19 protein-coding genes and 4 pseudogenes are annotated in these 26,060 nt (G+C 58.1%); 10 read left to right on the forward strand and 13 right to left on the reverse strand.

The window, feature by feature from the left end:
• Positions 1-42: 42 nt before the first annotated feature.
• The 4 genes and pseudogenes from AWB80_RS45060 to AWB80_RS31155 form a co-directional block, all read right to left on the reverse strand.
• A pseudogene (locus AWB80_RS45060) lies at positions 43-918 on the reverse strand (ATP-binding protein); the annotation flags it as partial.
• Positions 804-1,526 (reverse strand): PAS domain-containing protein, encoded by a 723-nt coding sequence (locus tag AWB80_RS45065; RefSeq protein ID WP_143328170.1) that lies wholly within the window; start codon positions 1,524-1,526, stop codon positions 804-806. The gene AWB80_RS45065 and the pseudogene AWB80_RS45060, both read right to left, overlap by 115 nt.
• A gap of 312 nt (positions 1,527-1,838) precedes the next feature.
• Positions 1,839-3,575 (reverse strand): methyl-accepting chemotaxis protein, encoded by a 1,737-nt coding sequence (locus AWB80_RS31150; protein WP_061178538.1) that lies wholly within the window; start codon positions 3,573-3,575, stop codon positions 1,839-1,841.
• 617 nt (positions 3,576-4,192) lie between these two features.
• Entirely contained in the window at positions 4,193-5,911 is a 1,719-nt protein-coding gene (locus AWB80_RS31155) for a methyl-accepting chemotaxis protein (protein WP_061178589.1), read from the reverse strand.
• A gap of 410 nt (positions 5,912-6,321) precedes the next feature.
• Here AWB80_RS31155 and AWB80_RS31160 point away from each other — a divergent pair, with 410 nt between their 5' ends.
• From AWB80_RS31160 to AWB80_RS31175, 4 genes are all read left to right on the forward strand, one after another.
• On the forward strand, positions 6,322-6,717 hold the full coding sequence (locus AWB80_RS31160; RefSeq protein WP_061178539.1) for a hypothetical protein: 396 nt from the start codon (positions 6,322-6,324) through the stop codon (positions 6,715-6,717).
• A 310-nt stretch (positions 6,718-7,027) separates the two neighbouring features.
• Positions 7,028-7,984, forward strand: a complete 957-nt coding sequence (locus AWB80_RS31165; RefSeq protein ID WP_061178540.1) for a chemotaxis protein — start codon at positions 7,028-7,030, stop codon at positions 7,982-7,984.
• On the forward strand, positions 7,981-8,289 hold the full coding sequence (locus AWB80_RS31170) for a hypothetical protein (protein ID WP_143328171.1): 309 nt from the start codon (positions 7,981-7,983) through the stop codon (positions 8,287-8,289). The genes AWB80_RS31165 and AWB80_RS31170 overlap by 4 nt, the downstream gene beginning before the upstream one ends.
• A gap of 99 nt (positions 8,290-8,388) precedes the next feature.
• On the forward strand, positions 8,389-8,583 hold the full coding sequence (locus AWB80_RS31175) for a hypothetical protein (protein WP_061178542.1): 195 nt from the start codon (positions 8,389-8,391) through the stop codon (positions 8,581-8,583).
• A gap of 415 nt (positions 8,584-8,998) precedes the next feature.
• Here the strand turns inward: AWB80_RS31175 and AWB80_RS31185 are convergent, their stop codons facing one another.
• Positions 8,999-10,990, reverse strand: a complete 1,992-nt coding sequence (locus AWB80_RS31185; RefSeq protein ID WP_061178543.1) for a putative bifunctional diguanylate cyclase/phosphodiesterase — start codon at positions 10,988-10,990, stop codon at positions 8,999-9,001.
• A 675-nt stretch (positions 10,991-11,665) separates the two neighbouring features.
• On the opposite strand from AWB80_RS31185, the gene AWB80_RS44125 reads away from it, so the two are divergent.
• A complete protein-coding gene (locus AWB80_RS44125; RefSeq protein WP_160147489.1) occupies positions 11,666-11,821 on the forward strand; it encodes a hypothetical protein in 156 nt (51 codons plus the stop codon).
• Positions 11,822-11,858: 37 nt separating this feature from the next.
• On the opposite strand, the gene AWB80_RS31190 is transcribed toward AWB80_RS44125, so the two are convergent.
• Positions 11,859-12,746 (reverse strand): PilZ domain-containing protein, encoded by an 888-nt coding sequence (locus AWB80_RS31190; RefSeq protein ID WP_061178544.1) that lies wholly within the window; start codon positions 12,744-12,746, stop codon positions 11,859-11,861.
• A gap of 99 nt (positions 12,747-12,845) precedes the next feature.
• Positions 12,846-13,620, reverse strand: a pseudogene (locus AWB80_RS31195) (methyl-accepting chemotaxis protein); the annotation flags it as partial.
• 343 nt (positions 13,621-13,963) lie between these two features.
• On the opposite strand from AWB80_RS31195, the gene AWB80_RS31200 reads away from it, so the two are divergent.
• Positions 13,964-14,368 carry an MbcA/ParS/Xre antitoxin family protein gene (locus AWB80_RS31200; protein WP_014253220.1) on the forward strand — a complete coding sequence of 135 codons (405 nt, stop codon included), beginning with the start codon at positions 13,964-13,966 and terminating at the stop codon, positions 14,366-14,368.
• Entirely contained in the window at positions 14,365-14,886 is a 522-nt protein-coding gene (locus AWB80_RS31205) for an RES family NAD+ phosphorylase (RefSeq protein ID WP_061178546.1), read from the forward strand. Before AWB80_RS31200 ends, AWB80_RS31205 begins: the two co-directional genes overlap by 4 nt.
• Positions 14,887-15,343: 457 nt before the next feature.
• Here the strand turns inward: AWB80_RS31205 and AWB80_RS31210 are convergent, their stop codons facing one another.
• Positions 15,344-16,153, reverse strand: a complete 810-nt coding sequence (locus AWB80_RS31210; protein WP_087131738.1) for an MOSC domain-containing protein — start codon at positions 16,151-16,153, stop codon at positions 15,344-15,346.
• Between the two features lie 497 nt (positions 16,154-16,650).
• Here AWB80_RS31210 and AWB80_RS31215 point away from each other — a divergent pair, with 497 nt between their 5' ends.
• The 3 genes from AWB80_RS31215 to AWB80_RS31220 all read left to right on the forward strand — a co-directional run bounded on the left by AWB80_RS31215 (position 16,651) and on the right by AWB80_RS31220 (position 20,934).
• Entirely contained in the window at positions 16,651-18,984 is a 2,334-nt protein-coding gene (locus AWB80_RS31215) for a hypothetical protein (protein ID WP_143328174.1), read from the forward strand.
• A gap of 42 nt (positions 18,985-19,026) precedes the next feature.
• Positions 19,027-20,085, forward strand: coding sequence for a hypothetical protein (locus tag AWB80_RS43560; protein ID WP_143328175.1), 1,059 nt, complete (start codon positions 19,027-19,029; stop codon positions 20,083-20,085).
• A 477-nt stretch (positions 20,086-20,562) separates the two neighbouring features.
• The gene (locus AWB80_RS31220) at positions 20,563-20,934 is read left to right on the forward strand and encodes a BON domain-containing protein (RefSeq protein ID WP_087131740.1); all 372 of its coding nucleotides are present in this window, start codon (positions 20,563-20,565) and stop codon (positions 20,932-20,934) included.
• 288 nt (positions 20,935-21,222) lie between these two features.
• Here AWB80_RS31220 and AWB80_RS31225 read toward each other — a convergent pair.
• From AWB80_RS31225 to AWB80_RS31250, 5 genes and pseudogenes are all read right to left on the reverse strand, one after another.
• Positions 21,223-21,415 (reverse strand): annotated as a pseudogene (locus tag AWB80_RS31225) (Tn3 family transposase); the annotation flags it as partial.
• Positions 21,415-21,598, reverse strand: a pseudogene (locus tag AWB80_RS45620) (hypothetical protein); the annotation flags it as partial. The pseudogenes AWB80_RS31225 and AWB80_RS45620, both read right to left, overlap by 1 nt.
• 428 nt (positions 21,599-22,026) lie before the next feature.
• Positions 22,027-22,413, reverse strand: coding sequence for a carboxymuconolactone decarboxylase family protein (locus tag AWB80_RS31240; protein ID WP_061178551.1), 387 nt, complete (start codon positions 22,411-22,413; stop codon positions 22,027-22,029).
• Between the two features lie 52 nt (positions 22,414-22,465).
• The gene (locus tag AWB80_RS31245; RefSeq protein WP_061178552.1) at positions 22,466-23,869 is read right to left on the reverse strand and encodes a purine-cytosine permease family protein; all 1,404 of its coding nucleotides are present in this window, start codon (positions 23,867-23,869) and stop codon (positions 22,466-22,468) included.
• Between the two features lie 219 nt (positions 23,870-24,088).
• Positions 24,089-26,041 (reverse strand): acyl CoA:acetate/3-ketoacid CoA transferase, encoded by a 1,953-nt coding sequence (locus AWB80_RS31250; RefSeq protein WP_087131741.1) that lies wholly within the window; start codon positions 26,039-26,041, stop codon positions 24,089-24,091.
• Positions 26,042-26,060: the final 19 nt, after the last annotated feature.

A 26,060-nucleotide genomic window follows, 5' to 3' on the forward strand; every position in this document is an offset into this window, starting at 1 on the left:
GATCGTCGTTCCCTCGCCGGCCTCGGAATAGATCTTGATGTGACCGCCGCTTTGCTTGACGAAACCGTGTGCAGAACTCAGTCCCAACCCCGTCCCTACGCCTTCGGGCTTCGTGGTGAAGAACGGTTCAAAGGCCTTTTCGATCACATCCTTCGACATACCGGAACCGGTATCGGTAACGGCTAGCAACACATATTGCCCCGGCTGGACATCCAACTGTGACGCCACGTACAGATCGTCCAGCATCGCATTCGAGAGTTCGAGCGTGAGCTTCCCGCCATCAGGCATGGCGTCGCGCGCGTTTATCACGAGATTCAGGATCACGTTTTCCAGCTGGTAAACGTCGACGCACGCGTTCCAGAGTCCTCCCGCGACGACGGTCTCCAGCTTGATGGTCTCGTTGAACGCTCCGCGCAACAGACTATCCATGTTGCGCAGCAGGCGGCCGAGGTTGACCACATCCGGGCGAAGCGGCTGACGACGCCCGAAGGCAAGAAGCTGTGAGGCCAGCTTTGCACCGCGGTCCACTGCCTCAATCGCCGTTGCCAGACGGCGGGTGGCGGACGCGTCGCCAATCAGTCGTGGAACGAGCAACTCCAGATTGCCGCGCAGGATTTGCAGGACGTTGTTGAAGTCATGCGCAACGCCCCCGGTCAGCTTGCCAATCGCTTCGATCTTCTGAGCCTGAGCGAGCGCGTTACGGGCGTCTTCGAGCGCTTGCCGCGTCGCGCGCTGCTCGGAGATGTCACGGGTGATCTTGGCGAAACCGGTCAGCGTACCCGACGCGTCTCGAATCGCGTCGATCACGACGCTCGCCCAGAAGCGCGAGCCATCCTTGCGCAACCGCCAACCTTCCATCTCGACCCGCCCTTGCTCGGCCGCCGTAGCAAGCGCTTTAGCGGGTACGCCATGTGCAACATCCTCAGCCTCGTAAAAGCGAGAGAAATCCTGCCCAACAATGTCTTCTCTCCTGTGCCCTTGATGCGCTGCGCGCCCGGATTCCAGGTCACCACGCGCCCACTTGGTGACAGCATGAACACCGCGTAGTCCGTCACGCCCTGGACCAACGTACGGAACTGCACGTCGCTTTCGTTATCCGCGTGCTCGGCGATGCATTGCGACCGGGGTAATCGTGCGACGACGCAGACGCCCGTGTACTCGCCTTCCATCCATGTGCAAGAAAGTTCGGCCGCAACGATCGAACCATCTTGGTTTCGGTGCTCGATCACCCCGAGGACGCCGCCACGAGAGACAGCCGATGGGCTCAGTCCAAGCGCCGATATGTGCAGACCGATAGCGTCCTGCGTGCTGTAGCCGTAAAGGCCTGCCGCTGCCGCGCTCCATGACAAGATACGAAAGTCAGGCGACAAGAAAATAATTGCCGGGGATTGAAGTTCTTCGCTGGGCATAGACGAGCAGGTGTGGCGTGATGTTCGCGTGAAGGATTGCCCGCGCGGAACCCGCCTTAAGCTTTCGAAAGAGTTACGAGACGGTTTGTCGCTTCCGTGAAAATGACGCGGCACCATCAGTCACCGAATTTTACGCAAACTCCCGCCGTAACGGCCTTAGATGACGAATTTCTCATCGGTCGATACGTCCCGCGAGGAAAAGAAGTACCGACCGCTGATACCCATTCACTCTGGCAGGACGTCTGACACGGACGTCGTACCCAGAGCGATAAGGTGTTTCGATGTGGCGTAGGTGAGCCAGGCGTGCAAGTAGGCCCGCCCGGCTTCAGGAGCCTATTGGAGTGTGACATCGGCGGAAAGACGAACCGGTCGATCATCCGGCAGCCTACCGCCAACGTGAGAGCGACGCGCCCTGGCATTCTGATCCACTCAGAATGCCTGCCAGTCCCGGGCGGCTGCTCCGGCGACCGCCGGGATGGTCAGAGCGGTGGTCCGTGGCGACGACGCAAGGGGCTTTCTCGTTGCCTGTGCACGCCCGGGTCCGGCCGCCTTCTTTGACGAAGTTGCCCGCACCCGCTCGGACGCGAATCCAGGCGCTTCGCGATGAACCCCGCTGAGCCGGAAGATCGAAACGACTTCTCGCAGCGAGCTCGACTGCTGCGCCATCGACTGCGCGGCCGCGCTCGCCTGTTCCACGAGCGCGGCGTTTTGCTGCGTCACCTCGTCCATCTGCGACACAGCGACGTTCACTTGTTCGATCCCCGTGTGCTGCTCCGAGGAAGCGGCGGAGATCTCCCCCATCAGGTCCGCCACGCGCTTGACCGACTGGACCACCTCCTGCATCGTCTGCCCTGCCTCTTCCACGAGTTCCGAGCCAACGTTCACCTTCTGAACTGACTCGTCGATCAGATCCTTGATTTCCTTTGCAGCCGTCGCGCTTCGCTGCGCAAGCGTACGAACTTCACCAGCGACAACGGCAAAGCCTCGGCCCTCCTCTCCGGCCCGAGCCGCTTCCACGGCCGCGTTCAGAGCGAGGATGTTTGTCTGAAAGGCGATGCCCTCGATCACCGAAATGATCTCGGTGACCTTTGCGGAACTCGTGCTGATGTCCTTCATCGTGTCCACCACACGACCGACGACTGCGCCGCCGCGCGCAGCCACTTCCGACGCATTCGCCGCCAGCGAGTTGCCCTGCAGTGCGCTCTCAGTGTTCTGTTTAACGGTAGCCGTCAATTCTTCCATGCTGGCGGCCGTCTCCTCGAGCGAGGCAGCCTGTTCTTCAGTGCGCTGGCTGAGATCAGTGTTGCCCGCGGCGATCTCGGCCGACGCTGTCGCGATACTTTCGCTGCCGTTGCGAACACGACCGACAACGTCGGCAAGGCGCTCATTCATGTGACCGAGCGCACGAAGCAGCTGGCCGGTCTCGTCCTTTCCCTTGTCGACGATCACGGAGGTCAGGTCACCGCGGGCGACCGTCTCTGCAACTTCGAGCGAACGACGAATCGGCGAGACGATCGAGCGCGTGATCAAGACGGCAGCGAATACGCTCAGCGCGACTGCCACAACGATCAAGACTGCGGTCAGCACCAACGTCCTGTGATAGTCGCTGGCGGCAGCCTCGGCCGCGGCGTCGGCGCCCTTACGGTTAAGGGCGATATCACGTTCGATCAACTGCGCCGCTGCTGCGAACAGATGGGAGGAACCGTTCGAGGCAAGCTCTCTGGCCTCGGCGAAGTGCTCTTCGCCTGCTTCGCTCAGCGCGTTAATCTTTTCATCGGATGCCAGATAAGACGACCACGAAGTTTTAAATTCGTCAAAGATCTGCTTCTCCTCAGCAGATGAAATCAGGCCGTTTTGATACTTGGTGAGCACTGCGTCGAGACTGATAAGCGCGTCGCTTCGCTTCTTCTTCTGAGCGGCTTTCTCCTGCGCGTTCGTTGCAAGAAGGGCCCCCATGGAGCCACGCCTGACTGCATTTGTCGCTGCGCGAACCTCAGAGAGGGCCTGAACGCTTGGCAGCCAGTTCGTCGCAAGATCATCGGTGCTCCTATAAACGCGGGAAACCTGCAATAGCGCCAGCGCGCCGATGAGGCAAAGGGAGAGCAACGCTATGCCGAAGCCAATGCCCAATTTGGCTCCGATGCGGATGTTTCTTAAAACAAGCATTTCAAGTTCCGAACGGTTGTTGACAAACTCCTATAACGGCCTCGACTAAGTGCGCCTGCAACAATTATTTTGCTCACCTTCCGTCCAACTCGGTACGATCAGTCACGCGGCTCGGAAATCGTTCTTATTTCGGAAAGTGCTCCGTCTGCTCATTGGCAGTGCGACTTATTTTTTCGCAAACGATAATTCGCATGTCGCCGGCCTGATGCCCCGCCCGGACTGCCAATATCGGGGACCTTACCAAAGGCCTTCGCTCGTCGGGCTATTCATGATTTCAAGGCCTACAACGACACGTCTGGGGCAATAACTGCATGAGGAACGTTGCATCGACGCTGTCGAAGTCCCTACGGACGCGAAGTGTCGGGCTTGCGGGCCGTCCTCCTCGATGCAAGCAACGGCCAACTCACTTGCTTTGTTCAAGCGAGGGAGGACCAGATCGTTTTTATCAGTTTGAGGGGCGCTCAAGCTTGCTGCAGAGCAGGCGCACCTTTCCGCCGCCGTGGCCGACAGCAGAAAGGTGCGCCTGCTTAGAACGTTACGAGACCAGCCCGGCGCGAGCGCGCGCGAGCGTGGCGCGAGCCCATCGGGCCTCCGATCAGCGATCAGTCAGTGGGCGTTCAGAACGATTGCCAGTCGCCGCCATGCGCGCCTCCGGCCGCTATCGAGACCGCCGGCCGAGCCACACGCTTAACCGGAGCCAACGCGCGCGGGTACCGCGGCTGATTGTTCGTCGGCTGCGCATGCATTGCCGATTCAACCCTGTCTCGCTCATCGAGGCGGAAGAACGCCACCGCCTGCGTCAGTTGGCGCCCCTGGGTTTCGAGCGATTGGGAGGCGGCCGCCGCCTCTTCCACGAGCGCCGCATTTTGCTGCGTCACTTCGTCCATCTGCGTGACCGCCAGATTGACTTGCTCGATGCCCCGGCTTTGTTCATCCGATGCTGCCGCTATCTCACCCATGATGTCCGTCACGCGAGCCACCGCCTGCGTCACCTCGTTCATCGTCGTGCCTGCTTGTCCGGCGAGCACCGACCCGTCTTGAATCTTCTGCACCGAGGCGTTGATCAGGTCCTTGATTTCCTTGGCTGCGCTCGAGGACCGCTGAGCGAGGCTTCGAACTTCGCTGGCCACCACTGCAAAGCCACGGCCCTGCTCTCCTGCACGGGCCGCCTCGACCGCTGCGTTCAGCGCGAGGATATTGGTCTGAAAGGCGATGCCTTCGATGATGCCCGTGATCTCGGCGACCTTCGTCGAGCTCTCGTTGATGTCGCCCATAGTCTGAACCACGTTGCTCACCACCTCGCTTCCTTTCTGCGCAACTTCCGATGCATTGGCGGCCAGTGCGCTCGCCTGCTGAGCGTTCTCCGCGTTCTGCTTCACCGTCGACGTAAGTTCTTCCATACTGGAGGCGGTCTCCTGCAGCGAGGACGCCTGCTGCTCGGTGCGCGAAGACAAGTCCTGGTTGCCCGACGCGATCTGGCTCGAACCCGTCGCGATATTGTCCGAGGCGATCCGAACCTCGCCGATGAGTTTGACGAGGCTCGCCTGCATGACGCCCATCGACGCCATAACACTGCCCGCCGGCGCAGTCTGCGCGCCGTCGACATGGCTCAAATCGCCTTCTGCCACGCGGCGCGTGACACGGCTCAATGTGTCAGGCTCAGCGCCCAGTGCGCGGGTAAGGCTGCGAGTAATCAGAAACCCTGCGATTGCCGCCACGATGGCGGCGCCCATGCAGATCGAAATGAGCAGCATGCGCGCACGTGCGTACTGCGCTTCAGACGCGCGCAGCAGTTCCTCTTCGCGCTGTCGCGTATAGGTGCTGTAGGCGTTGGTTGCGGTGATGAGGGAGGCGAGCAAGGGACGGCACTGCTCGTTCATCATTGAAATGGCCTCTTCATGTCGGTTATTCAGTGCCGCATTCTCAATCGCCAATGCCACGGGACCATACTGAGCTTCGATGCGATCCATATCCGCGACCAGACTACGCGCCTTCTCTGTCGTGTCAGTCGCGCTAGTGACCATCTCTTTCAATTGCCGCAGCCGGGCCTGGACGTCCTCGTGGGCCTGATTGATGGCTGCCTTCTCGAGTTCAAGATCCTGGGGTTTCGTCACGAGCACCAGATTGCGTGCCGCGATCGCACGGCGATCCACGGCCATACGCACCAGATCCGCTTGCTGGGCACGTGCACTGATACCCTTCACGTACTGTATAAAACGATCGTTCGACTCGCCAAGCGCGCTCAACGCCCAACCAGACACTATTAGCACGAGCCCGACGAGCACGCTAAAAGTGACGGTCAACCTAGCGCGGACAGTCATCTGTTTGAAGTTCAACATTCACCCCTCTCCCACAAATTTGTTGTTCACGTGCTCATCCCGAAATCTGAGCATCCATCGCTCTATCGGCAGCAAACCGTCGGGCGTGAGGATCCTTTAACGCGTTATCGTTTGCATTAGGGTTTGCGGCACAACCAGCGCAGCAAACGCTCAGCGAGAGCTTGCATGGTACGCAATCTCGCAGGTATTTCGTCGTCACATGGAAATGTCCGGCTACTAATCATTTCGAACGCGGCTAGAAAAAACTTGACGAATCCGTGCGGGAAAATAGACGATGGATCGTTTTTTTGTGTGGCAGCATTTGAAGAGTTCAGAACCTCGCTCAAGCTATGTCGCGCTCCCGGAAAATCGAACGATATGGTGCACGGAAGGACTCTTCCCGCAACGCCAAGGCTCGCTTTCTGCCTATGCCGCGACGCGACGCCGATGCCCTCGCCTTGCAATACCGGCTGATCTTGGAAGCCGTCAGATGCCAACGAGCAGAGCGTCGCGATGCGGTCAGCATGGCGCACGTGGTCCTTTTCACGCTCTTTCTGACTGAGGCTGGCCACGGGCTGCTGGACGCCGCATACCTTCGGAAGGTCGAGGGAGAGCTGGCGGGGGTGCTTAAGCACGGCGAGGCGACTGGCGAATGGGGCTTTCCCTCATCCCTAATTGAGCCTCTGACGATCATCGTCAACGAACACGACCGCCAGTTGCACGAGGTCCGGCTGGCGGAAATCGCCGCCGCGACACGGCGACTCGATCAACGGCGTGCGATTGCCATGCGACTCGCCGACGCGGAACGAACGGCAACAAGCTGATCCAAGCGCGGTAGAAGCGAACTCGGTTCCAGCTCCTTTGCTGATCACCGGCAGTCCACCTCGTGTGCTCTCCGCTTAAAGAAACTCCCGGGTACGATCCATTTTGCTGCGTCCGCCGAGGTAAACCTAGCCTTCAGAACGATCCGATCTTGCCGTAAGCAGGATCACTGAAGGCCGCTATGGTTAAAAACAAGCCGCCGCAGCAACAATGAACCGTTACATTCGACGCGGCGGTCACTCGCCTTGTCGGCGCTAAAACGACCCGCGCGGCGCAAAGGATGCCCCCGCTCTCTACAAGGACCAGAACTGAATGAGCAACGATCAGCACGATATTGAGCAGCGGGTGCGGCTGGCGGGCAGCAACATGTTCGAACTGCTGCTCTTTCGCCTAGGTAGCACGCCCGGCACGGGCGCACGAGAACTCTATGGCATCAACGTGTTCAAGGTGCGCGAAATCGTCGCCATGCCCGTGTTGACCGAGTTGGCTGGCTCCTCGGACAAGATCCTGGGTGTAGCCGATGTGCGTGGCGAGATCATCCCTGTGATCGATCTGGCCAAGGTAACGGGCTGCGTGCCTCGCGAGGGCAACCGGATCCTTCTTGTGACGGAGTTTGCGCGTACGACGCAAGGCTTTGCGGTCGACGAGGTCGACGATATTGTGCGTCTGAAGTGGAATCGGGTCTTGTCGGCCGAGGGGCATTGCAGCGGGAAGACCGTGACCAGCATCGCGCGGCTCGATGCGCAGCCCGGTGGCCGGCTCGCCCAAGTGCTCGATGTCGAGCAGATCTTGCGCGACGTATTGCCTCCAAGCGAACCGGAAATCAACCAGGAGAACACGGGACGTCTTCCGCTTCCTCCGGGCGCGAAAGTCTTGGCGGCCGATGACTCGGGCGTCGCCCGGGCGCTGATCGAAGAGAGCCTGAGTGCTATGGGTGTGCCATTCATTATGGCCAAGACCGGACAAGAGGCGTGGGAAGTGCTCGAGCGGGCCAGCGAGAGGGCCGCAAAGGAAGGCAAAAAGGTAACCGACCACATTGCGCTGGTCCTCACGGACCTGGAGATGCCCGAGATGGATGGGTTCACGCTCACGCGCAAGATAAAGACGGCCGCCGAACTGCAGGCGATTCCGGTCGTGATCCATTCTTCGTTGTCCGGGGCGGCCAACGAGCAGCACGTGCGCAAGGTCGGCGCGAACGCGTATGTATCGAAGTTCGTTGCCGCAGAGCTCGCCGCCGTCATGCGACGGGCCATGGGGGTTGCTGCATGACCCAAGTTTCGAGCATGCCTCGCCGCTTCCCGAGTGGGCTGGGCGCCACCACCGCGTGGCAGTTGAACTGCGGACGAAAACTTACGCTGTTCGTCGTAGATCAGTCGGTACCACTCTACAACGTGATTCTCGGCAACTTGCGCTTCTTCGCCAACGCTGATCAGGTGACTGCGTTCGTCCAGCGACTTGAGGCCGTACCCGAAGAAACCCCGGCACAGCCTACCTGGCAGTGGATCTTCGAAAGTGGCTTCGAGCAGTCGGTCGATGGCGCGCGAAACAAGCGCTGGTGCTTGTATGAAAGGTAGCCTACGCTCTTCCCACTTGCCGTTATTGCGCAACCAGGCACGCCGGATCCGAACATCCATTCTGCGTGAGCCGAAACATTCCGTCTGCGCAGGGTCGACATGAACAAACAGCAGGCGTACGACTTCTTTCTAGCGTCGCTGTCGATGGAGATCATCGCGACGGGCAACACGCTTGAAGAACTGGAGCCAAGCTCAGAGAACTATCTCGCGTTGCAAGAACGGGCAGCCCGTCTGCAGAGAATGCTCGCAGGCTTAGACGAAATCTATCACGCCGTACCCGAAGCAGACTCGTGAGCACACGTGGTCGCTGCCGTTTGAAGCCGACACACTGTTAGCCCTTCTGGAATCAACAGTTCACCTGTATTGCGGGCAATCGTGATCGACTGAACCGCATTTTTCTGGTCGATTGACGTCAGGTAGGTCGATTAGGGTCCGGTGACTACCTGGAGCATTTCCAGCAGCGGTCGAGTGAGCGCCTCCAGGCTGTTCGCCCCGCCACCGTCTCCGACAGGCTCTCCAGCATTTCATCGATCAATCTTTCCTCGGTCTAGCTAGTTTGGGGCGCGCATCAGATGTCGGCTAGCTCGAGCCACGCAGATCCGGAGGCCACGTCCACCGGGCCGGCACGACCTCTGTGGTGAAGATCCTTTGTGCAGAGGCGAAATCAACACTGAGGTTCGCGGGGAGCGTCGTCAATAATAGTTGGGTGTTACAGGACTTCGTGCGTCGCCGGTTGTGGTTCAGCCATCGGCATTGGCGGGCCGAAATAATATCCTTGCATCACCGTGCATCCGAGACTACGCAAAATATTCATCTGGGCAACAGTTTCGACACCCTCGACCACGCAAGTCAATTTGAGCGATCGGCACAACTCGAGGATGCTTCGCACGATGTCCTGAGCGGCGGTGTCGGCCTCGATATCTTCCAGAAAGCCCCGATCGATCTTGACCTTGTCCAGTGGCAGCCGATGGATGCAGGTGAGACTCGAGTAGCCCGTGCCGAAATCGTCCAGCGAGATGCGCACGCCAAGCTGCTTGAGTGTCTGCAGCGACAGCGCGGCCCGTTCGAAATTCCGGATTACGCCGGTCTCCGTCACTTCGAACGTCAATCTCGCCGGCGCCACGCCACTTTGTCGGATAAGCGTCACGATATCGCCAATCGCGTCGGCCGATCCGATATCCCGTGCCGAGAGATTGAATGAGACTCGGGTGGTCGCGTCCCAGCCCCGCATGGTTTCGAGCGCTTTGCGCAGTAGCACGATCGACAACGAATGGATCAGATCGCTGCGTTCCGCTACCTTGATGAAAGCGGATGGCGCCACCGGCCCGAGTGAGGGACTGTTCCACCGCGCGAGGGCTTCGTACGAGATGACATGGTGACGAACCACGTGAACGATCGGCTGAAAGTGCAGCGTCATCTCGCGTTCCAGGTCCGCGTGCCTCAACGCTTGCTCGATTTGGCCGAGCTCGCGGATCGTGTCTTCGTGCTCACCCGAGAAAATCGTCGTGCTGCCGCGGCGATTCTCCTTGGCGAAATAGAGCGCGTAATCCGCGCGCTCGAACAACTGTGCTGGTGAACGTCCCGCTTTTGGATAGGTCGCAAAGCCAATGGAGCCCGACAATCGTGCGGTGATGCCGTGCCACTCAAACGGCGCGCGAAGCACCTCGCAGATCGCGTCTCCAAGTCTGAGCAAGTGCTGACTGTCGGGAACCTCAGTGACGAGCAGACCGAATTCGTCACCGCCCAGGCGAGCGAGACTCATCGCAGGCGTCAAGAATCGCTGAAGTCGCTGGCCCACCTCTTCAAGCACCCGGTCTCCCGCGCCGTGACCATACAGATCGTTGATCTGCTTGAACCCATCCAGATCGATGACGCCCACCGCGAAGCGCGTGGGCCGGCCGGTCTGCGACTGGAACAACGCCTCCAGGTCGGAGAGGAAGCGCCGGCGATTGGGCAGGCCTGTCAGGCTGTCCAAGTTGGCGAGGCGGACGTTTTCGTCGCTGAGCTTTTGCAGTTTCACCTGCTGCGCTTGCAATTCCGCCTGCTTCATCTGCAGTTCGGCCTGCTTGGCGCGCAACTCGGTCTGCGACTCTACGAGGCTGGCGAAATCGCGATAGTAGGTCAGCAAGATCACGATCATCGCAATCGACACCAACAGCACATTGATCGCAATTGCGATCAGGACCCCGTTATTCGTCTGCAAGAAGAAAATGGTGAATGGGACGATCACGATCGCTGTCAGCAGAAGGGCTGCTGTGCGCATGTGCATCAGACAGAATATGCAGCCGATGACGGTGATCGACATGTAGAAGGCGACGTGCGCTTGCTCGTAAGGGTCGCCGTAGGGATAGAGCATCAACCCCCACGTGGTGAAACTCACGCCCAACACGACAAGCAGCCGCATCATGGTCTTCAGGCGGGCTGCGAGTTCGGCATCGGTTCGTGCGGCAAGATCCTTCCTCCTTCCGAGCCACACGAGCAACCGGATTACACAGGCCGAACACATAGCGAGGGGCACGTAGATCGCGAGCCATGCGGGCGCGCTATCGACATGCGTCACTGCGACGGCCACGCTGTTGATCACGAGGATCAGGTATAGCAACGGCAGTTGCCGCGAGAATGCGTCGAACTGCGAGCGCGCGAGATCGGACGCTCGCCGAGAAAATGGGGACCCAACGTCAAAGCGGGTGCGAAAACTCATAGCTTTGCAAAAAATCCGTTCGTCTGTTCGAGCCGAGTTCAATAGCCGGGTTATCGCAACTAAAGTCCCGGCGAACTTCAATACGACGGCGTCCGCTTTCTTAAGCAGATAATTAAATAGCCAATATATACTCTAACGAATATCATCGGCATTTGGTTGAAAAACTTGAAACGCGGGAAGATTTAGAAAGTTAATGGCGTTCCATAAATCATTTGGCGATGACTAAAGTCAGAACGCATGAACGAAATTGCGTCAAAATGAGTGGATCGTCGAACCCAATAATCCGCAAACTAAATTCATTCTTTTTTGCTAAAAGCGAACGGTGATGCTGCAACCGATCGCGCATGGTTCGGATGACTTACAAATCGGTCGCGACCGACTGCCACAGGTCGCTCGCACTTTACTAAGGGTTTGGTGGTCGCGACCGATATGGCGGGGACATTCTCGGTGAAGTCACATCGTCCCGACAATCCAGCGGTCTGCAGCTCCATTCAGGCCGGCAACGAAATCAGTCTCGCGTTGCTAGAGGTCGCTTCCAGCATTTTTCATCGGTGGTCGATTGGGATCGCGCGGCCATGGCCGCTCACGATGCCGTGGGTCAGCGCTTTGAACTGACGAGCATCATGAAGCTGCGTCTGTGGCAGGCGCGTGAGTGAACGATTCGCGAATCGTCCTATGATGGTTGGTCTGTTCGGCTATAACGAACTTTCGGTCCTATGCTCGTTGCGCGTGAGCGACACGCAGGCGAACGGCCTCGCCGAAAAGAAGCGTCGCAACCCGTCGTTTGGGGCGCCCGAGATTCTCGCAGCGATCAAGCGGTTGAAGAGTTGAGATTTCGTCGAACGAAAGAACTCCGTTCGGCGAATCGCTAACCGGCGCTGTCTGTGGCAGTCTCGAGCAAGTGCAGTCTGAGCAAGGCGACGGTCTCTACGGTCTGGCTGCTGAATTCCGCGCCGACCAGGATGGCCCCGTCGGCACAACGCCTAGTGTTGCGCGCGATGCAGTTGAACACAACGGCATGGAGCTTGCCGTCAGCTCTCAAGCGTAGCGCCAGTTTGAAGTGCTCGCCGACGTTAAGAAGTGCGTCCGACAGGCGCAGCGCGACCCCGCCCAGGCTCACGTTTTCGACGACGGCGTCGAATCCGGCCGCAACGACATCATTGCGAATGAGCCGTCCGGCCAGATCGGTCGACAGACGCACGTGTTTGCGCACGACGTGCGTTTGGACGACGTTGGGATAAGCGAGGTACACGAGCTTTACCGGCGTCTCGCTCGTGCCGATCACCTTGCTTGAGAATTTATATACCTTCCTCCCAAGGAGCGCCTTGCACTCGACCTCGGCGCCTATGGTCATCGGTTCGTTTTCACTCGAGGGCGTGAGGATGAGTGCATCTCCACGGATAGCGCCCACGAACCCGGTACGCAGGGGACGGCCTTCGCGGCCGATCAGCGTGACTTGCAGACCGTCGAGGGTCTTGGGCAAAGCCGCGGGTATCGATGTCGTGACGGAATTGTCCATCGCAGCCGCCGCATGCTTGCCGGTGGAAATCAGGAGTTTCCCGGCTGCGCCAACCTGTTCGGCGCGTCCCACGTCCGGGTCGCGGAATCCCACAGCGAGGATCCTCTCGCGCTGGCTGTCCGATTGAACACAGTGGCCTCTCGTCAGCAGCAGCCGACCGCTCGCAGAGTAAATGGCGAAATCAATCGGCGCGCCGATTTTTATGTCTCTTGCCGTAACCTTGACGAGTGCCATCATCTCCCCGTTCGCGTCTGGAATGCTCCGCCTGAGATAAGCAGGCTTAGTGCTTTTAGACTAACGCGGCGAGCCTGGGAGGCTCTGTGCGCCGCCACGCTTTCATCTGACGGATGTGCGTGGGCCGGGTAAAAGCGGAGTCGCGGAAGGACGGGTTCCTGGAAGGGCGGTAATGGTTTCGCGCCCATTGTCGAGAAAAAGCCCGCCACGCGAGCATCGTCTGTCTCGAGCACACAGCGCGTCGCAGCCCCCGCGAGTCCGTACCGAGAACAGTCGCCACGGCCGCATGCCAACGAGCGCGGCGACCGCGCTGTCGCCGTTTAGGCGGAAGGCTGCCACGGCAGTACGCAACGCACCCGCCTGATCTTCCAGCGACTGGGCGGCGGCGGCGGCCGCGGCCGCCTCGACGAACGCGGCGTTCAGGCTTCGCGACTTCGTCCATCTGGGTCGCGGCGACCGACCTGCTCGATGCCGCTGCTTTGCTCTTCGGAAGCCGCCGCGATCTCTCCCGCAATGTCGGGACCCGCTGCACGGCACCGATGACTTCCGCCATTGTGTGACCCGCTTCGTCGGCGAGGGCCGAGCCATTCTGAACGCGGTCCACCGAGGCTTCGATCAGTTCCTTGATCTCCTTCGCGGCCGCCGACGAGCGCTGAGTGCGTGTACGCACTTCGCCCGCAACCACGGCAAAGCCACGCCCCTCTTCGCCCGCGCGTGCGGCTTCGAGCGCAGCGAGCGAGCTTGCGTGCCGGGCGTTCTCCACTTTCTGCTTCACCGTACTGGTGAGTTCCTCCATGCTCGACGCGGTTTCTTGCAACGCGGCGGCCTGTTTCTCCGCGCGCGAGGACAAATCGACGTTGCCGGCGGCGATCTGCCTGCCAGACAACATTGATAGGCAAGGACTCATCGTCAACGATTAACGATAAGGAATGGTCAATCTGTCACCTGACATAAATAGTATTATCGCATTTATTAAGTATGCAGATGTATAGTCCGACTGTTCCGTTGACCGTGCATGGTTTCACGTGAAATGTCACTCTTCACGCGCCGAAAATGCACAAAAAGTGCACTGATCAATTCCTTTTAACCATGGATCTCGCCGGATGCCTCGCCGCGGTGTACACAGGTGCCGGTCGATAACAGAAACGCCAGCTTTCGTGCTAGAAAGTGGGATCGATATTTATGCTAAAATTGTGCTAATTATGTGCTTGGAGCGAACCATGAATTCGGATACCGGTGCCATTCCCAGTGCGGATGTGAGCTTTGACCGTTTCATGGCGTCATTACGCGATCCCGAAGACCCGGCTCCGATTGTCTCCGCTCGACGCTTCGGCGAAGCCTTGCATATCGACTTGCAAACCCTTGCCCAGCAAGCACACGTACATCGGAACACGATCAGCCGGCAGCCTGCATCCGAGAGCGTACAACGATTCCTCCGCGACGCTCTGCGGGTCATTCGCGCGGCCACGGATATCTCAGGCGACGTCACGAAGGCGCTGTTCTGGTATCGAAACGAACCGCTGCCCGTGTTCACCTACAAAACCGCCGAGCAATTGGTGTCCGAAGGTCGGGCCGATGACGTCCTTCGCTACGTTTCGTCGCTCGAGGCGGGCGCGGCAGGATGATACTCACAGAATTGGCCGGGGTAACTGTCTATCGTATGCATGTTCCCCGGTGGGCTGTTGCGCCGACCAGCGGCGCGGGAGCAGGAACGCATGGCGGTCGCGCGAATCGTGTCGGACTGAATGCGCTCTATCTGGCCCTGGACCACGACACGGCCATCCGAGAGTATCAGCAGCTATCGTCTTTGATGCCGCCGGGGACGTTGGTCAGCTACAACCTCACGGCCGCTCCGATAGTCGACTTCACGGGCGGATACGAAAGCGGAAAGTGGTCTTCTCTGTGGGAGGATTTCTATTGCGACTGGCGCCGCTGCTGGTTCAATGAACGGATCGAGCCGCCCAGCTGGATCCTTGGCGATGAGGTCGTCTCGAGCGGTGCCAAGGGCATCCTCTTCAAATCGCGCTTGACGCCTGACGGTACAAATCTCGTTCTGTACACAGAGCGTCTTGACTCGACGGACCACCTCGACGTCTACGATCCAAATAACGCTCTGCCGAAAAACCAGTCTTCGTGGGGTTGAGCTTGGAGAGCTCGACGGAAAATCGGGACATCGGGCGTCCTCGCCTCGCCGACGGAATCAATATCGATACTACATCTCGGGTCGACTATGCCTGATGTGGTGGACGGTTTGGCAGGATCCAAGGGTTGCACGGGAATGTACTTCGTACCACGAACGATCATGTTACCTATGTCAAATGTCGGTTCTGACGCAGAAAACGGAGTCAGTTCAACGTGCTTCCAGTTCGGTCGTCAGGCTCAGTTGCGGAATGTCGCGGCGGCGTGGCTGCTTGCGGTATATTCGCTCCGTCGTCTAATTCACCGCGCATCTATTAGAAATTAGCGTAACGGAGCCGCAGCTTACTATGTCCGATGAGAAAGCGACTCGATGTGGTTAAAGGCGCGACCACATCATTGGGCGCCGCGCGACTCGCCGATCAAATCATGAAAGACGATCTTCAAACCCATCAATCGTTTTTCTACGGCCCGCCGGGCGAAACCGTCTGCGCCTCAAGATGCATCGAATCCCGTGGCGTAAGTGTTCCGCCTTCCAAAACCTCGGCATATACGCCAAGGTCGCCATGCTGGACATACTCGCGAATAGCGATGGGAACGTTAATGTTTCGCTCACCAGTCTCGGGATTGACACTGGTGGCCGGGCAACGCTTTGTGCGTCGAGCGATTCGCAACTTCACGGTTCCGATAGTGATCTCTCGACCTAGCCATTCCAGTTCGCTCGAGGCGGGAGCGTCGTCAAAATACAGATTCGCGCGAAACCGAAGAGGATCTAAAAAAACTCCGACGCGCTGTTGTAGATCCCGTACCGTGGCCAGATTAATAAGTGAAATACTGCGCATCAAGCTCGCAGAGTGCACGCTTACGTCAGTAAATTGGTGCCCAGGAGCGTTAATCAGCTCGGGCTCACCCGGCAGCGTCACATCGAGAAAATTCTTCGTAAACAGCGCAACATCAACTCGATCTGATTTTCTCGACAGGTCGTAGACACGCGCGAGTCCCTTGTAGGCGATCTCGAGTCGACCGCTCTCACTCGAGTACTTGGTTTTCAGATTGGCAAGGCGCTCATACTTCGCCAATACTAGGAACTTCGTTTTCGGCTGCGCAACGGGATTTTTGGGGTCGAACTGAAATGAGCCGTCAGTGATGGCGAACGCGCGATCGAGCGGAAAACCCTGTGAGGACTTCAGTTCCACCGAGGGGAGCTCCTCAGGGGACAGGCCTTTGACTGGATAACGATGCAGAGACGCGACGAACACTGTTGCCTCCAACACGAAAATCGAGGACTTCAGACACGCAAAATGACTGTTCTTCTCGTCGCAACAATGGTTGCTATCAGAGCTAATCGCAGCATCGTTTGACGGTGCACACGTGTCACCGATGAAGGTATCACAGGTGAGACGATTGAGTGTCCGGCTGAACGAGGTCCCGGAGTGCGCTCAATGTTGTTTCTAATCTCCCGATTTGGTGCTGACGCCCACTCATTGCATGCCACCTCAAAGTTTTTGTTCGTTAGCGTACAGTCGATTCAACTACTAGAGACTATCTCGTCAGTAAGATTGGCAAGACCGTTTCACCATTTGGGCAGGACGCGCGCGGCGTCGGCCTTCGGTCCTTCCTGAACCAGTGCCTGCGGATTTGTTACGCGGGTCGATGATCACCATTCGAAGCCTAGCCAGCCTCGCTTCGGCACGACCGCTCGTGAAGTTTTCCAGTTTTCAGAAGCGACGGATAGAGAACGTTTTCAATAGCTCTTGATGCGGAGACGGCCATGCGCTCCACGATTGCGATCTGCGTTGGGGCAGTACCGTTTTTGTACGGATGTGCGGTAGGTGGTGTTTCGCCCAGCACGAGTGCATCACTCCCTCTGCATCCGTGCGGAGACTTGACCTCGGTAAATTGCATCATTGACTACGACTCGGCGCATGTCGAGGAATTGCGCCCAACATCCGACCTGTATCCGCAACTTGGGCTGGCGATGTCCGGTGGTGGCTCAAAAGCCGCCCCTTTTGCGATGGGTGTGCTCAAGCGGTTCGTTGACGGTCCGGCCGGCGAGCAGTGGATCTACAAGACCGACTATCTGTCCTCGGTCTCTGGAAGTGGATACGCCGCCTTCTACATGTACTACAAGGCGTATGAGCTCGCGCATGGAAAATACGCGTACGATCCGGCATTCCCAGGGTTGCAGCGCTTTTTTGTCGACTCACGACGCTTGAATAGCAACATCGACGCGCCGTACTTCGTCGACGTCAGATCGCAAGACCTGCGAGGCGTCAATGATGTCGAGAGCGTTGCGGAGTCGAACGATGGTTGTACACGATTGTCCGTACAAAACTATGCGGAGCCGGACGGGCATCCACCATCACCTGGCGTGATTGATCGTCATTACGCGAACTACCAAGGCTGGGTGGAGTGCTATCAGGACCTCCTGATGTCCAAGCACTCTCCGGTGTCGACATCTCAGCGAGACATTGGGAACTTGGGCGGGACTTTCGCTTCGATGGTGACCGAGTCGGTCATCTCGCTTCCATTGCATTACTTCTCGAACCTGCTGTTCGACTGGCGCAAACCGCTGTCGCCATCGCAGTACGACTATCTATATGGAATAGAGCGAACGTATGCTTACATTCCTGAGCCAGGTACGCAGTTGCCAGTCGGTCCCCACGAAGATCGGTTTCGCCAGATGGTGAAGCAGTTCACGTTCGCCGACCTCTCGACGATCTACACCGGCGATGAGGCGGCGACCAATGCAACCGTCGGAGGTTACCTGCCGAAGTGGATCCTGCAGGCAACCGGTGCTTCGGGAAACGTCGGCGTAGATCTTTCACGGGCGCCGTACGACCTTGCGACGGACGTCTTCGAGATCACATTCGACGAATTTGGTTCAGGTCGATACGGCTACGTAAGAGGCTCGCCAGAATTGGTCGGTTTGACCGTTCCGCTCTCGGTGCTGTCGTCGGCCGCATTTGCTGATACCGCTCAGCGCTCTCTTAAGTATCCGAGAGCAGCAGTAAACGCGCTGCTCCAAGGATTGAACATTCGCTGGGGGCTGGACATCCCGAACTACAATCAGTCAAATCTGAGCCGGGTGAAGCATTCATTCCTGATCTGGCCATTTTACTTCCTCGACGACGACGTCACGACGCCCAAGGGACCGACGATTCATCTATCAGACGGAGGCCAAAGCGGCGACAACCTCGGAATGATCTCGTTGTTGAGACGTAGTGTGCAGAACATCGTCGTCGTTGCTGGAGAGAACGACTGGCACCGAGACGAGAAAAGCGACGGTTTCATTTCACTGTCTTCGCTGTGCTCCGTCAACTACTACTTGGTCCAACACGGTTACACGATGGTTTTTGAAGCGGACCCTCGCGATCCCGGCACCGGGCCCACAACGCCGTTTGATCTATCCCAAAGTTGTCAGTGGGACGATAAGCACCGAAGCATATCAATCCCCAATGTGACGGCGTCGAGTGAAAACCCGGCTAAAGATACAACGAACATCACGCCATTCAATTGGCGGCGTCGTGTGTGGATTGCCGATATCGTGAAGCTCAAGCACGGAGCCACGGAAACGTTGACGTTGAATCACGCCGGTCCCGATACAGCGCACACGCCACCGGGGCTCGACAGCGTCAAGATCTACTACCTGATGTCCGCACTGGATCAAAAGGCTTGGATCAAGGTAGTGCGGGAGTGGTATCAGGCAGCCCCGGACGGCACGGGCCGTCCGGTCCGAAAGTGCCAGGGTGTCACGACGGGGCAGAGCGACGGCCTGACCTACTCATGCACTCTTCTAGAGTACGTCCACGACACGATGGTTTCGTCTGTCGTTGGTGGAGAAGACGGCCTCTCACCTGAGGATCGTGTGATTGCAGAAGATAGCGGGAAGTGGGTGTTCCCGCAGAATAGTACTGCGTTCACCACCTACAGCAACAGCATCTACCTCTTTCGCGCATACCGGGACCTTGGGTGGTTGTACGCTAATGATCTGTTGACCGCCGACAACCGACTGGCAACGTTACTCAAGCGAGCGCCGAATCGTCGGCCCGCTGGTTTGGACGGGATATATAGAAGTCGCACGATTCAGGCGTCGCGCCCGTAGCAGCATCACTGTCGAATTCTCAACCTCGCGAAGGAGATTGCGATGAACAGAGTCACGTGGGTGCGAAGCCTCGTATGCGGGCTCCCGATTGCTGTTCTCTGTAGCACGACGGCGCTGGCAGCCGAAGCCTGCGGATCGGCTGGCAAGATTGTCGGCAAGGTGGACAACAAGCCGGTGTCATACCCCAGTAGAGTTTTTCGTGATGGATCGATCGCTGTGCGCGCTCCGCTCGCGGTCAATCCTGATGGAGGATCGGGTTCATACACGGTTGGAAATCATGGCTTCACATACGTTCAGAATGGTCTGGATGCCTGGCGAGCCGGACGGCGTGTAGCTTGTGACGCGGCGTGTATGACCGAGTTCGCAAAGGCGGAGGCAGCTGGCTTTGCCTCCGCTGGCGAGGAGTTTTGCGTTTTCGCCATGGTGGTTGAGCCGCTATCGCCCAACCAAGCGTTGAGCGCGTGTACCAAGGGAACGATTGCAGGAAACGGTAAGGGAAGAATCAAATTTGGTACTGAGCGACAGACCGTAGCAGGAACCACCATTCAAACGTATGCATCAACGACATCGCTTCGGCACATGTCAGGTGGAAAAGCTGCATATCTGGATTCAGAGAGCCTGCCAGTACTTGTCACAAACGATTCATCTCTGTTGCGGAAGATCGTATGGGTCGGCGGACAAGATCTCCATGGGACCTTTGGTCTAATTGGCGACGTCGGTCCTGCCTTTGGAGAAGGTTCAATTGCGCTTCATCAGTTGCTTCGTGATGGATCTGTGACCACTCAATCGCTTGGTCCCATTCCGGTTGGGATGCGCTGTCAGCAGCCCGAGCTCGCCTTGAAGGCTCCTTTCATATCGAGGCCCGACTCAAAGAACGATGCATGCAGACCGGGACGCACGCCGACGAGCGTGAGCGACATTCGAGCATACAAGGGAATAGACGAATACCTCGATTTCGTCGTCTTAGGGGAAGCAGACTTTCCGCGAGGTTCAAACGGTGTGCTGGAAGAGGTCACGCCGGCTTCAATTGAACTCGTCGCGAGAAAGGCCGGTTATAGCGACGAGAAGATTCAAGAGATGCGTCAGTGCTTGCACCGCTGACGAACCAAGAGCGCTGACGTCTTCACTGCATCGAAGTGATTGACTAGGCAATGTCGTTAGATAATCGTAAGCTGAGCGGGAAGCAGCAATCAGCCTAGAGCCGTCGCATTGCCCAGACGGCCGAGCGAACTGCACCCGTCACTAATACGCCGCGTCCAGAACGACCACCTCGAACAGGTCTTTGCGACCCTTCAAGCCATCAGGTCGTTAGCATGTCGTCACTCTGCGACTCCGATCGAGACAACACGACCTCACCATATATTTGTACTCCTAATAGACTTACGGAGATTTGCCTGCGACGGGGCTCTTTGCGTATTCGCTTGATTGAAAGCCTGCGGCTCGTGGACCCCGTGGACCTTCCGATTCATTGTAGACTGTAAGCAGTATCGATGACACTTGAATGGCGCGGCAGTTGTGCGACCAGCAAAGGTTGCACACGGGTTTTCCCTAACGCATCAACAACCGGAGGGAGCAGCAGTGAACGCAAACAAAGCACTCAAACTGATTGGTGGTGCGCTGATTCTGGCAGCATCCGTCAATGCATGGTCACAGAGCAGCGAGCCAGCGGCTACGTCGGCAGATCCGGGTACTTCGGCAGCAACACAAGGGACGTCTAAGTCGGCCACCAAAAAGGCGAATCGTGCATTAAGCAAGAAAGTGCGCCAAGCACTTTCGAAAGGCGGTGTTGACACCGCTGGCGTAAATGTACTCGTCAAGGGCAGTGCAATTTCCCTTGCGGGTCACGTCCCCGACGCCTCTCAGGTCGAGAAAGCCGGCTCGATCGCGAAGGGCGTATCGGGTGTCTCGTCGGTTAAAAATGCACTCACAACTAAAGAGGCGGGACGTTGATCCCTCCCTTTCCATCGTTCGACCTCATCCTCGCGAAAGCGGGCGCATGATTCGTTCGACTCGCCTCTCATTTCAACTCACCGGGCGCAACTGCCTATCGGGCGCCCTCACTTCTGTTAATTCGCAATCAGGATGGCAGTCTCCGTACTTGATCTACTCGGGGCTGAATGCCCTATTTCGGTTCGCATCGTGCTTCACGCGTCGCATTTGTCCATTTGACGTGCAGCGGCACCGAGTCCAGCGAAGAAGCTAATGATGGCGGTGCGACGCTCTGGTCAGCCGCAACTGTTGCAGCTCTGATCTGAAGGCCGTGTTAGTGAAGTAATCGATTAAGAAGATGCTTCTGAAAAGCCATCCGATTTGAACACCACCGTCGTAGGTCTCTGGCTGCTGAGCCGAAGCGCGTTAGGGCATCAACTGCTGTGCATTTTCCTGAGCGAATAGATGCGACGATCCTGACGAACTCGTCCCAGACGTCTACAGCACCCAACGGCGAAGCATCGTGAGCACCTGATCGGTCGCCGTACACAGGACATAGCGCATGAAACAAGCTGCTTCCAGCCTTCGGCACCGCGGCTCGATTCTCTTGCTGATCGATCGCCGGCCGATTTGCGCAACGACGTGCATAGTGACGGACGATGGCGTCGTTGCATTCGACCGGCCAGTTGTCTGTATGGCCGCTGCGGCACCGGCGTTGATGAGCGAAAAAGGCCCGACCGTCGCGACGGTAGTGTGAGACGTGAACGCGGCCAACGACCCCACGCAGCCTGCCATCTGACATGGCACCGCCATATGCCATCGACGTTCGCCCAACGTTCGGAGCTGCGTGGGCACCGCAGTAGCCTGGACATGGCGGCCGCGCTCGGCAGCACCATCCACAGTCCGATTATGAACGGATCGGGCACGTCAGTGCTGTGCAGGATCGACGTCAGCGCGGATCTCGATGCGTGCGTCCGGGCATCCCATACGTCCCTGCAGGTCGCCGGCCTCTCGTCGAGCAGCCAGATCACGGGATCGTTCAGCAGCGTCAGCGCAACCGACACTTAGCGCTGTACCCGCCACCCAAGGCATTACCGGCTCGCTTGCGCTTCGTCAGATGGCGCCTTCTCGTTTGAGAACCTCGTGAGCCGCCTTGAATGCTCCGAGTCCGCATGGAATGCCGGAGTAGGCAGTTGCGTGAAGCAACGCGGCCTTAATTTCATCGACCGTAAGACCGTTGTTCAGCGCGCCTTTGACATGCAGCTTTAGCTCTTCGGTGTGTCCGGTCACGGTCAGCATCGCCAGATTCATGAGGCTGCGCGTTCTGTTATCGAGCGTTGGATCTCCCCAGGCCCATCCCCACGCCCACGATGTGGTGGCGCGCTGGAACGACATCATGAAGTCGTCGGCCTTCGCCATCGACGCATCGACATATTCAGCGCCCAATACCGCGCGCCGGATTGGCATGCCCTTTTCAAACAGCGCATCGTCGTCGTTCATTTTGGCTCCTTTGAATCGTGGATCTGGAAGTTACGAAGCGGCGTGTTCACTATCAGGCGCGAGTATGCGAAGGAGCGCCACGTCGCGAGTGAGCACTGCGTTTCGATGCAAGCGCGTAGTAAACCAGCGCGGAGACAACCAGACCGATCATCCACGAGACATCGGCGCCACCAGCGATGTTTGCCCATACGCCGTGGAAATACTCTTCCATGAACGGAATCTGAATCGCGATTCCGAAGACATAGACACCGATCGCCTTGAAGTTGAAAGATCCATATGCGCCGCCGGTGCTACTGATGATCTCTTCAACTTGATAGCTTTTATTGTTAATCAAATAGAAGTCGACAAGATTGATCGCAATCCACGGAGCCAGCACGATACGCAGCGCGAAGATTGCATTCAGGAAAATCGAGAGGAAGTTGTTCGACGCCCACAATGCAGTTGCGGTCGAAGCAATCAGCAGCACCGTCGATACAACGATCCGAACGTTGCGCCCCGGAAGCCATTTCGGGCTGAATGTTTGCGCGGCCGTGATGACGGAGAGCACCGCGCCATAAAGATTCATCCCGTTGTGGCCGATGATGTTAATCAGGAAGAAGAAGATCAGGATATGACCGAAGGCGCCCGTTTGAGTCTGAATGGCCTGCATCGCGTCCGTGCCTTGCCCCGCGCACACCGCCACCGCGCCGAATATGAAAGCGAAGATCGTCCCGAGCGAGGTGCCGAAGTAGGTGAACGCGAAGACTTTGCCGAAGCCAGTCGATTTGGGAAGGTAACGCGAGTAATCCGACGTATAAGGTGCGAAGCTGATCTGCCAGATTGCGCACAGTCCAAACATTGCGAACCAGTTGGCAAAATCGAAGTTTCCTTGATGAAGCGCCTCAGCGGTCAGGTTCGGGATGAGCAGCGCCATTCCGATGAGAAGCGCGCCTCCCATGAACCATGCACCCACTTTGTTGAAGCGATGGATCAGGTTATAGCCCAGGACCCCGATCAGCGTGGAGAGAAGCGCGCCAACGATCGGCGCGATCGACTCAGGTACTGCGGGGACAGCGGCGTGAAGCGTTTTTCCCGACAGAATGATGTTCGAGACGAAGAACCCAAGATAGATAAGCGTCGTGAATCCGACCACCAACAGTGATCCATATCGGCCGAACTGCGCGCGGCTTTGAATCATCTGCGCGACGCCGACGAGCGGCCCTTGGGCAGACGTCAGCGCATGAAAGATCGCGCCGAAAAACTGGCCGAGCACAATGGCCAGGATCGCGCTCTTGAGATCCAGATGAAACACCAGTACGGACGTGGCGCCCGAGATCACGGCCAACGGCGCGACATTCGTGCAGAACCATAACGTGAACAGGTCATTCGGCTTGCCGTGTCGATGTTCGGGGCCGACATACTCGATCGAGTCGCTCTCGATCGAAAAAACGGCGTTGTCATCCGCTGAATCTTTCATGCTGTCTCCATCTGCTCTTAAATGAATTTGCCAAGCAAGGCTTCGAAAACCCTTAAAGCTACGCTCGCACGTTGATAATATGATGGCATACCATAGTACGGCGTCCCATCGGCGTTAACCCGCTCATTTTTGTCAGACGATTGCAGCGGATGAAACGCGACCGTCCAGACACCAGAACGCCGTATTCTGTATTCCTGAATGATTCGGCCAAACGGACGCTTAAGCAGCGCCCGCGAAATGTGCTCTGGTACAAATGAACTCGGAAGCCTCGGCGTGCGTTTCAAAGATATGCGCGGCGGCCTGTCGAGAAGAAAGTGCATCGCCCAGCTTCATGCGCATGAAGGCACTCGTGGTGTATCGCGTAGTCGTCGAATAGTATTCGCGCTGTAAGCTCGCGACCATTTCAAAGTACTCGTCGGCGAGCGACTCCTCGATCCGGAAGCCGTCGTAGTTGACGATCAACGCCACTCGCCGCCCCGCGCGCGCGCACATGCCTTCGAAGACGCGCCGTACACATTGGATGTCGCTCTCAGCGCGAATCGCCATGCCTTCGAAATTGGCGAACAGGATATTGCGCTCCTCGTCGTAACTCAGGCGGTCCGTCAGTTGCAAATCCTGCAGAACCGCGGCTAGTCCCATCGGCTTCGGGCGATAGATGCGCGGGTCCATCACCGCAACGTCGCCGATGAGCGGCCGAAACGCCATGTGCGCCAGCACGTCGTGCTCGATCTCGATACCCGGCGCCACTTCGATCAATTGCAGGCCTTCGGGTCGAAGCCTGAATACGCATCGCTCGGTGACGTAATACACCGTTTGTCCCTTCGCGGCGGCGAGCGGCCCGCTGAACGTGACTTGCTCGACCGCTTCGACAAACTTGCGGGTCCGCCCTTCGGTCACGATTCGCATCTGACCATCTTCGACGGCGGTGACGATTCCTCCGGCAGTGAACGTCCCGGCAAACACAAGCCGGCGAGCGTTCTGACTGATATTGATGAATCCCCCCGCCCCTGCAAGACGCGAACCGAAGCGGCTGACATTCACATTGCCCATGCGATCGATTTCCGCCATGCCGAGACACGCGAGGTCCAGCCCGCCTCCATCGTAGAAGTCGAATTGCTGATTTTGATGCAGCAACGCCTGTGTATTGATGCCCGCGCCGAAGTCGAGGCCGCCTTGCGGCATGCCGCCGATCACGCCGGCTTCGGCAGTCAAGGTCAGATGATCGAGCACGCGTTCTTCAGCGGCGACGGCCGCCACCGCCTCGGGCATGCCGATTCCCAGATTGATTACGCCGCCCAGCGGCAACTCGAAGGCGCAGCGCCGTGCGATCAGCTTTCTTTCGTCGAGTGCCAAAGCCGGAATCTTGTTCACCGGAACGCGAATCTCGCCCGAGTACGCTGCGTTGTAATCGGTGGCGTAAGTCTGCTTGTGAGCCGAGGGCGGCGCCAGAACGACGCAATCGACGAGCACGCCGGGAATGACCACGCTGCGAGCGTCGAGAGACCCGCTCGACGCAATGCGTTCCACCTGCACAATGACGAGTCCATTCGCATTTCGCGCGGCCATTGCGGCGGCCTGGGCGTCGAGCATGAGTGCTTCGCGCTCCATTGTGATGTTGCCTTCGGCGTCGGCCGTCGTGCCGCGAATCAGCGCGACGTTGATCGGAAACGCCTTGTAGAAGAGCCATTCCTCGCCGTCGATCTCCATGACCCGCACGATATCCTGTGTCGTTCGCGCGTTGATCTTGCCCCCGCTCTGTCGCGGATCGACGAACGTGCCGAGTCCGACCTTCGTGAGCGTGCCTGCGCGATGCGCGGCGGAGTCGCGATACAGATGCGAGATCGTTCCAAGAGGCAGGTTATAAGCCTGGATGCGATTGTCGGTCGCGAGCTTACCGAGCTTCGGCACCAGCGACCAGTGACCGCCGATTGCGCGTTGTACGAGTCCTTCGCGCGCGAGACGATTCAGCCCGCGTTCCTTGCCGTCACCCGGCGCCGCTGCGAAAACGAGCGTAAGATCGCGCGGTCCTTCAGTTTCTATGAAGCGCCGTTCGAGCGACGCAATCAGCTCCTCGGGCGTGCCGATGCCGACGAACCCCGAGCAACTCACGACATCGCCATCGCGTATCAATGCAATGGCTTCATCGGCGGTAACGATCTTGTCTCGAATCATGGCAGTCTCGGGTGCGCCG

Source organism: Caballeronia pedi (genome assembly GCF_001544915.2).
GTDB classification, from domain to species: domain Bacteria; phylum Pseudomonadota; class Gammaproteobacteria; order Burkholderiales; family Burkholderiaceae; genus Caballeronia; species Caballeronia pedi.

Excerpts from the sequence above, each read along its gene's own strand:
- AWB80_RS45065 (WP_143328170.1), bottom strand. The coding sequence starts at position 1,526 with ATGGTGCCGCGTCATTTTCACGGAAGCGACAAACCGTCTCGTAACTCT.
- AWB80_RS31150 (WP_061178538.1), bottom strand. The coding sequence starts at position 3,575 with ATGCTTGTTTTAAGAAACATCCGCATCGGAGCCAAATTGGGCATTGGC.
- AWB80_RS31160 (WP_061178539.1), top strand. The coding sequence starts at position 6,322 with ATGCCGCGACGCGACGCCGATGCCCTCGCCTTGCAATACCGGCTGATC.
- AWB80_RS31165 (WP_061178540.1), top strand. The coding sequence starts at position 7,028 with ATGAGCAACGATCAGCACGATATTGAGCAGCGGGTGCGGCTGGCGGGC.
- AWB80_RS31170 (WP_143328171.1), top strand. The coding sequence starts at position 7,981 with ATGACCCAAGTTTCGAGCATGCCTCGCCGCTTCCCGAGTGGGCTGGGC.
- AWB80_RS31175 (WP_061178542.1), top strand. The coding sequence starts at position 8,389 with ATGAACAAACAGCAGGCGTACGACTTCTTTCTAGCGTCGCTGTCGATG.
- AWB80_RS31185 (WP_061178543.1), bottom strand. The coding sequence starts at position 10,990 with ATGAGTTTTCGCACCCGCTTTGACGTTGGGTCCCCATTTTCTCGGCGA.
- AWB80_RS44125 (WP_160147489.1), top strand. The coding sequence starts at position 11,666 with ATGATGGTTGGTCTGTTCGGCTATAACGAACTTTCGGTCCTATGCTCG.
- AWB80_RS31190 (WP_061178544.1), bottom strand. The coding sequence starts at position 12,746 with ATGATGGCACTCGTCAAGGTTACGGCAAGAGACATAAAAATCGGCGCG.
- AWB80_RS31200 (WP_014253220.1), top strand. The coding sequence starts at position 13,964 with ATGAATTCGGATACCGGTGCCATTCCCAGTGCGGATGTGAGCTTTGAC.
- AWB80_RS31205 (WP_061178546.1), top strand. The coding sequence starts at position 14,365 with ATGATACTCACAGAATTGGCCGGGGTAACTGTCTATCGTATGCATGTT.
- AWB80_RS31215 (WP_143328174.1), top strand. The coding sequence starts at position 16,651 with ATGCGCTCCACGATTGCGATCTGCGTTGGGGCAGTACCGTTTTTGTAC.
- AWB80_RS43560 (WP_143328175.1), top strand. The coding sequence starts at position 19,027 with ATGAACAGAGTCACGTGGGTGCGAAGCCTCGTATGCGGGCTCCCGATT.
- AWB80_RS31240 (WP_061178551.1), bottom strand. The coding sequence starts at position 22,413 with ATGAACGACGACGATGCGCTGTTTGAAAAGGGCATGCCAATCCGGCGC.
- AWB80_RS31245 (WP_061178552.1), bottom strand. The coding sequence starts at position 23,869 with ATGAAAGATTCAGCGGATGACAACGCCGTTTTTTCGATCGAGAGCGAC.
- AWB80_RS31250 (WP_087131741.1), bottom strand. The coding sequence starts at position 26,041 with ATGATTCGAGACAAGATCGTTACCGCCGATGAAGCCATTGCATTGATA.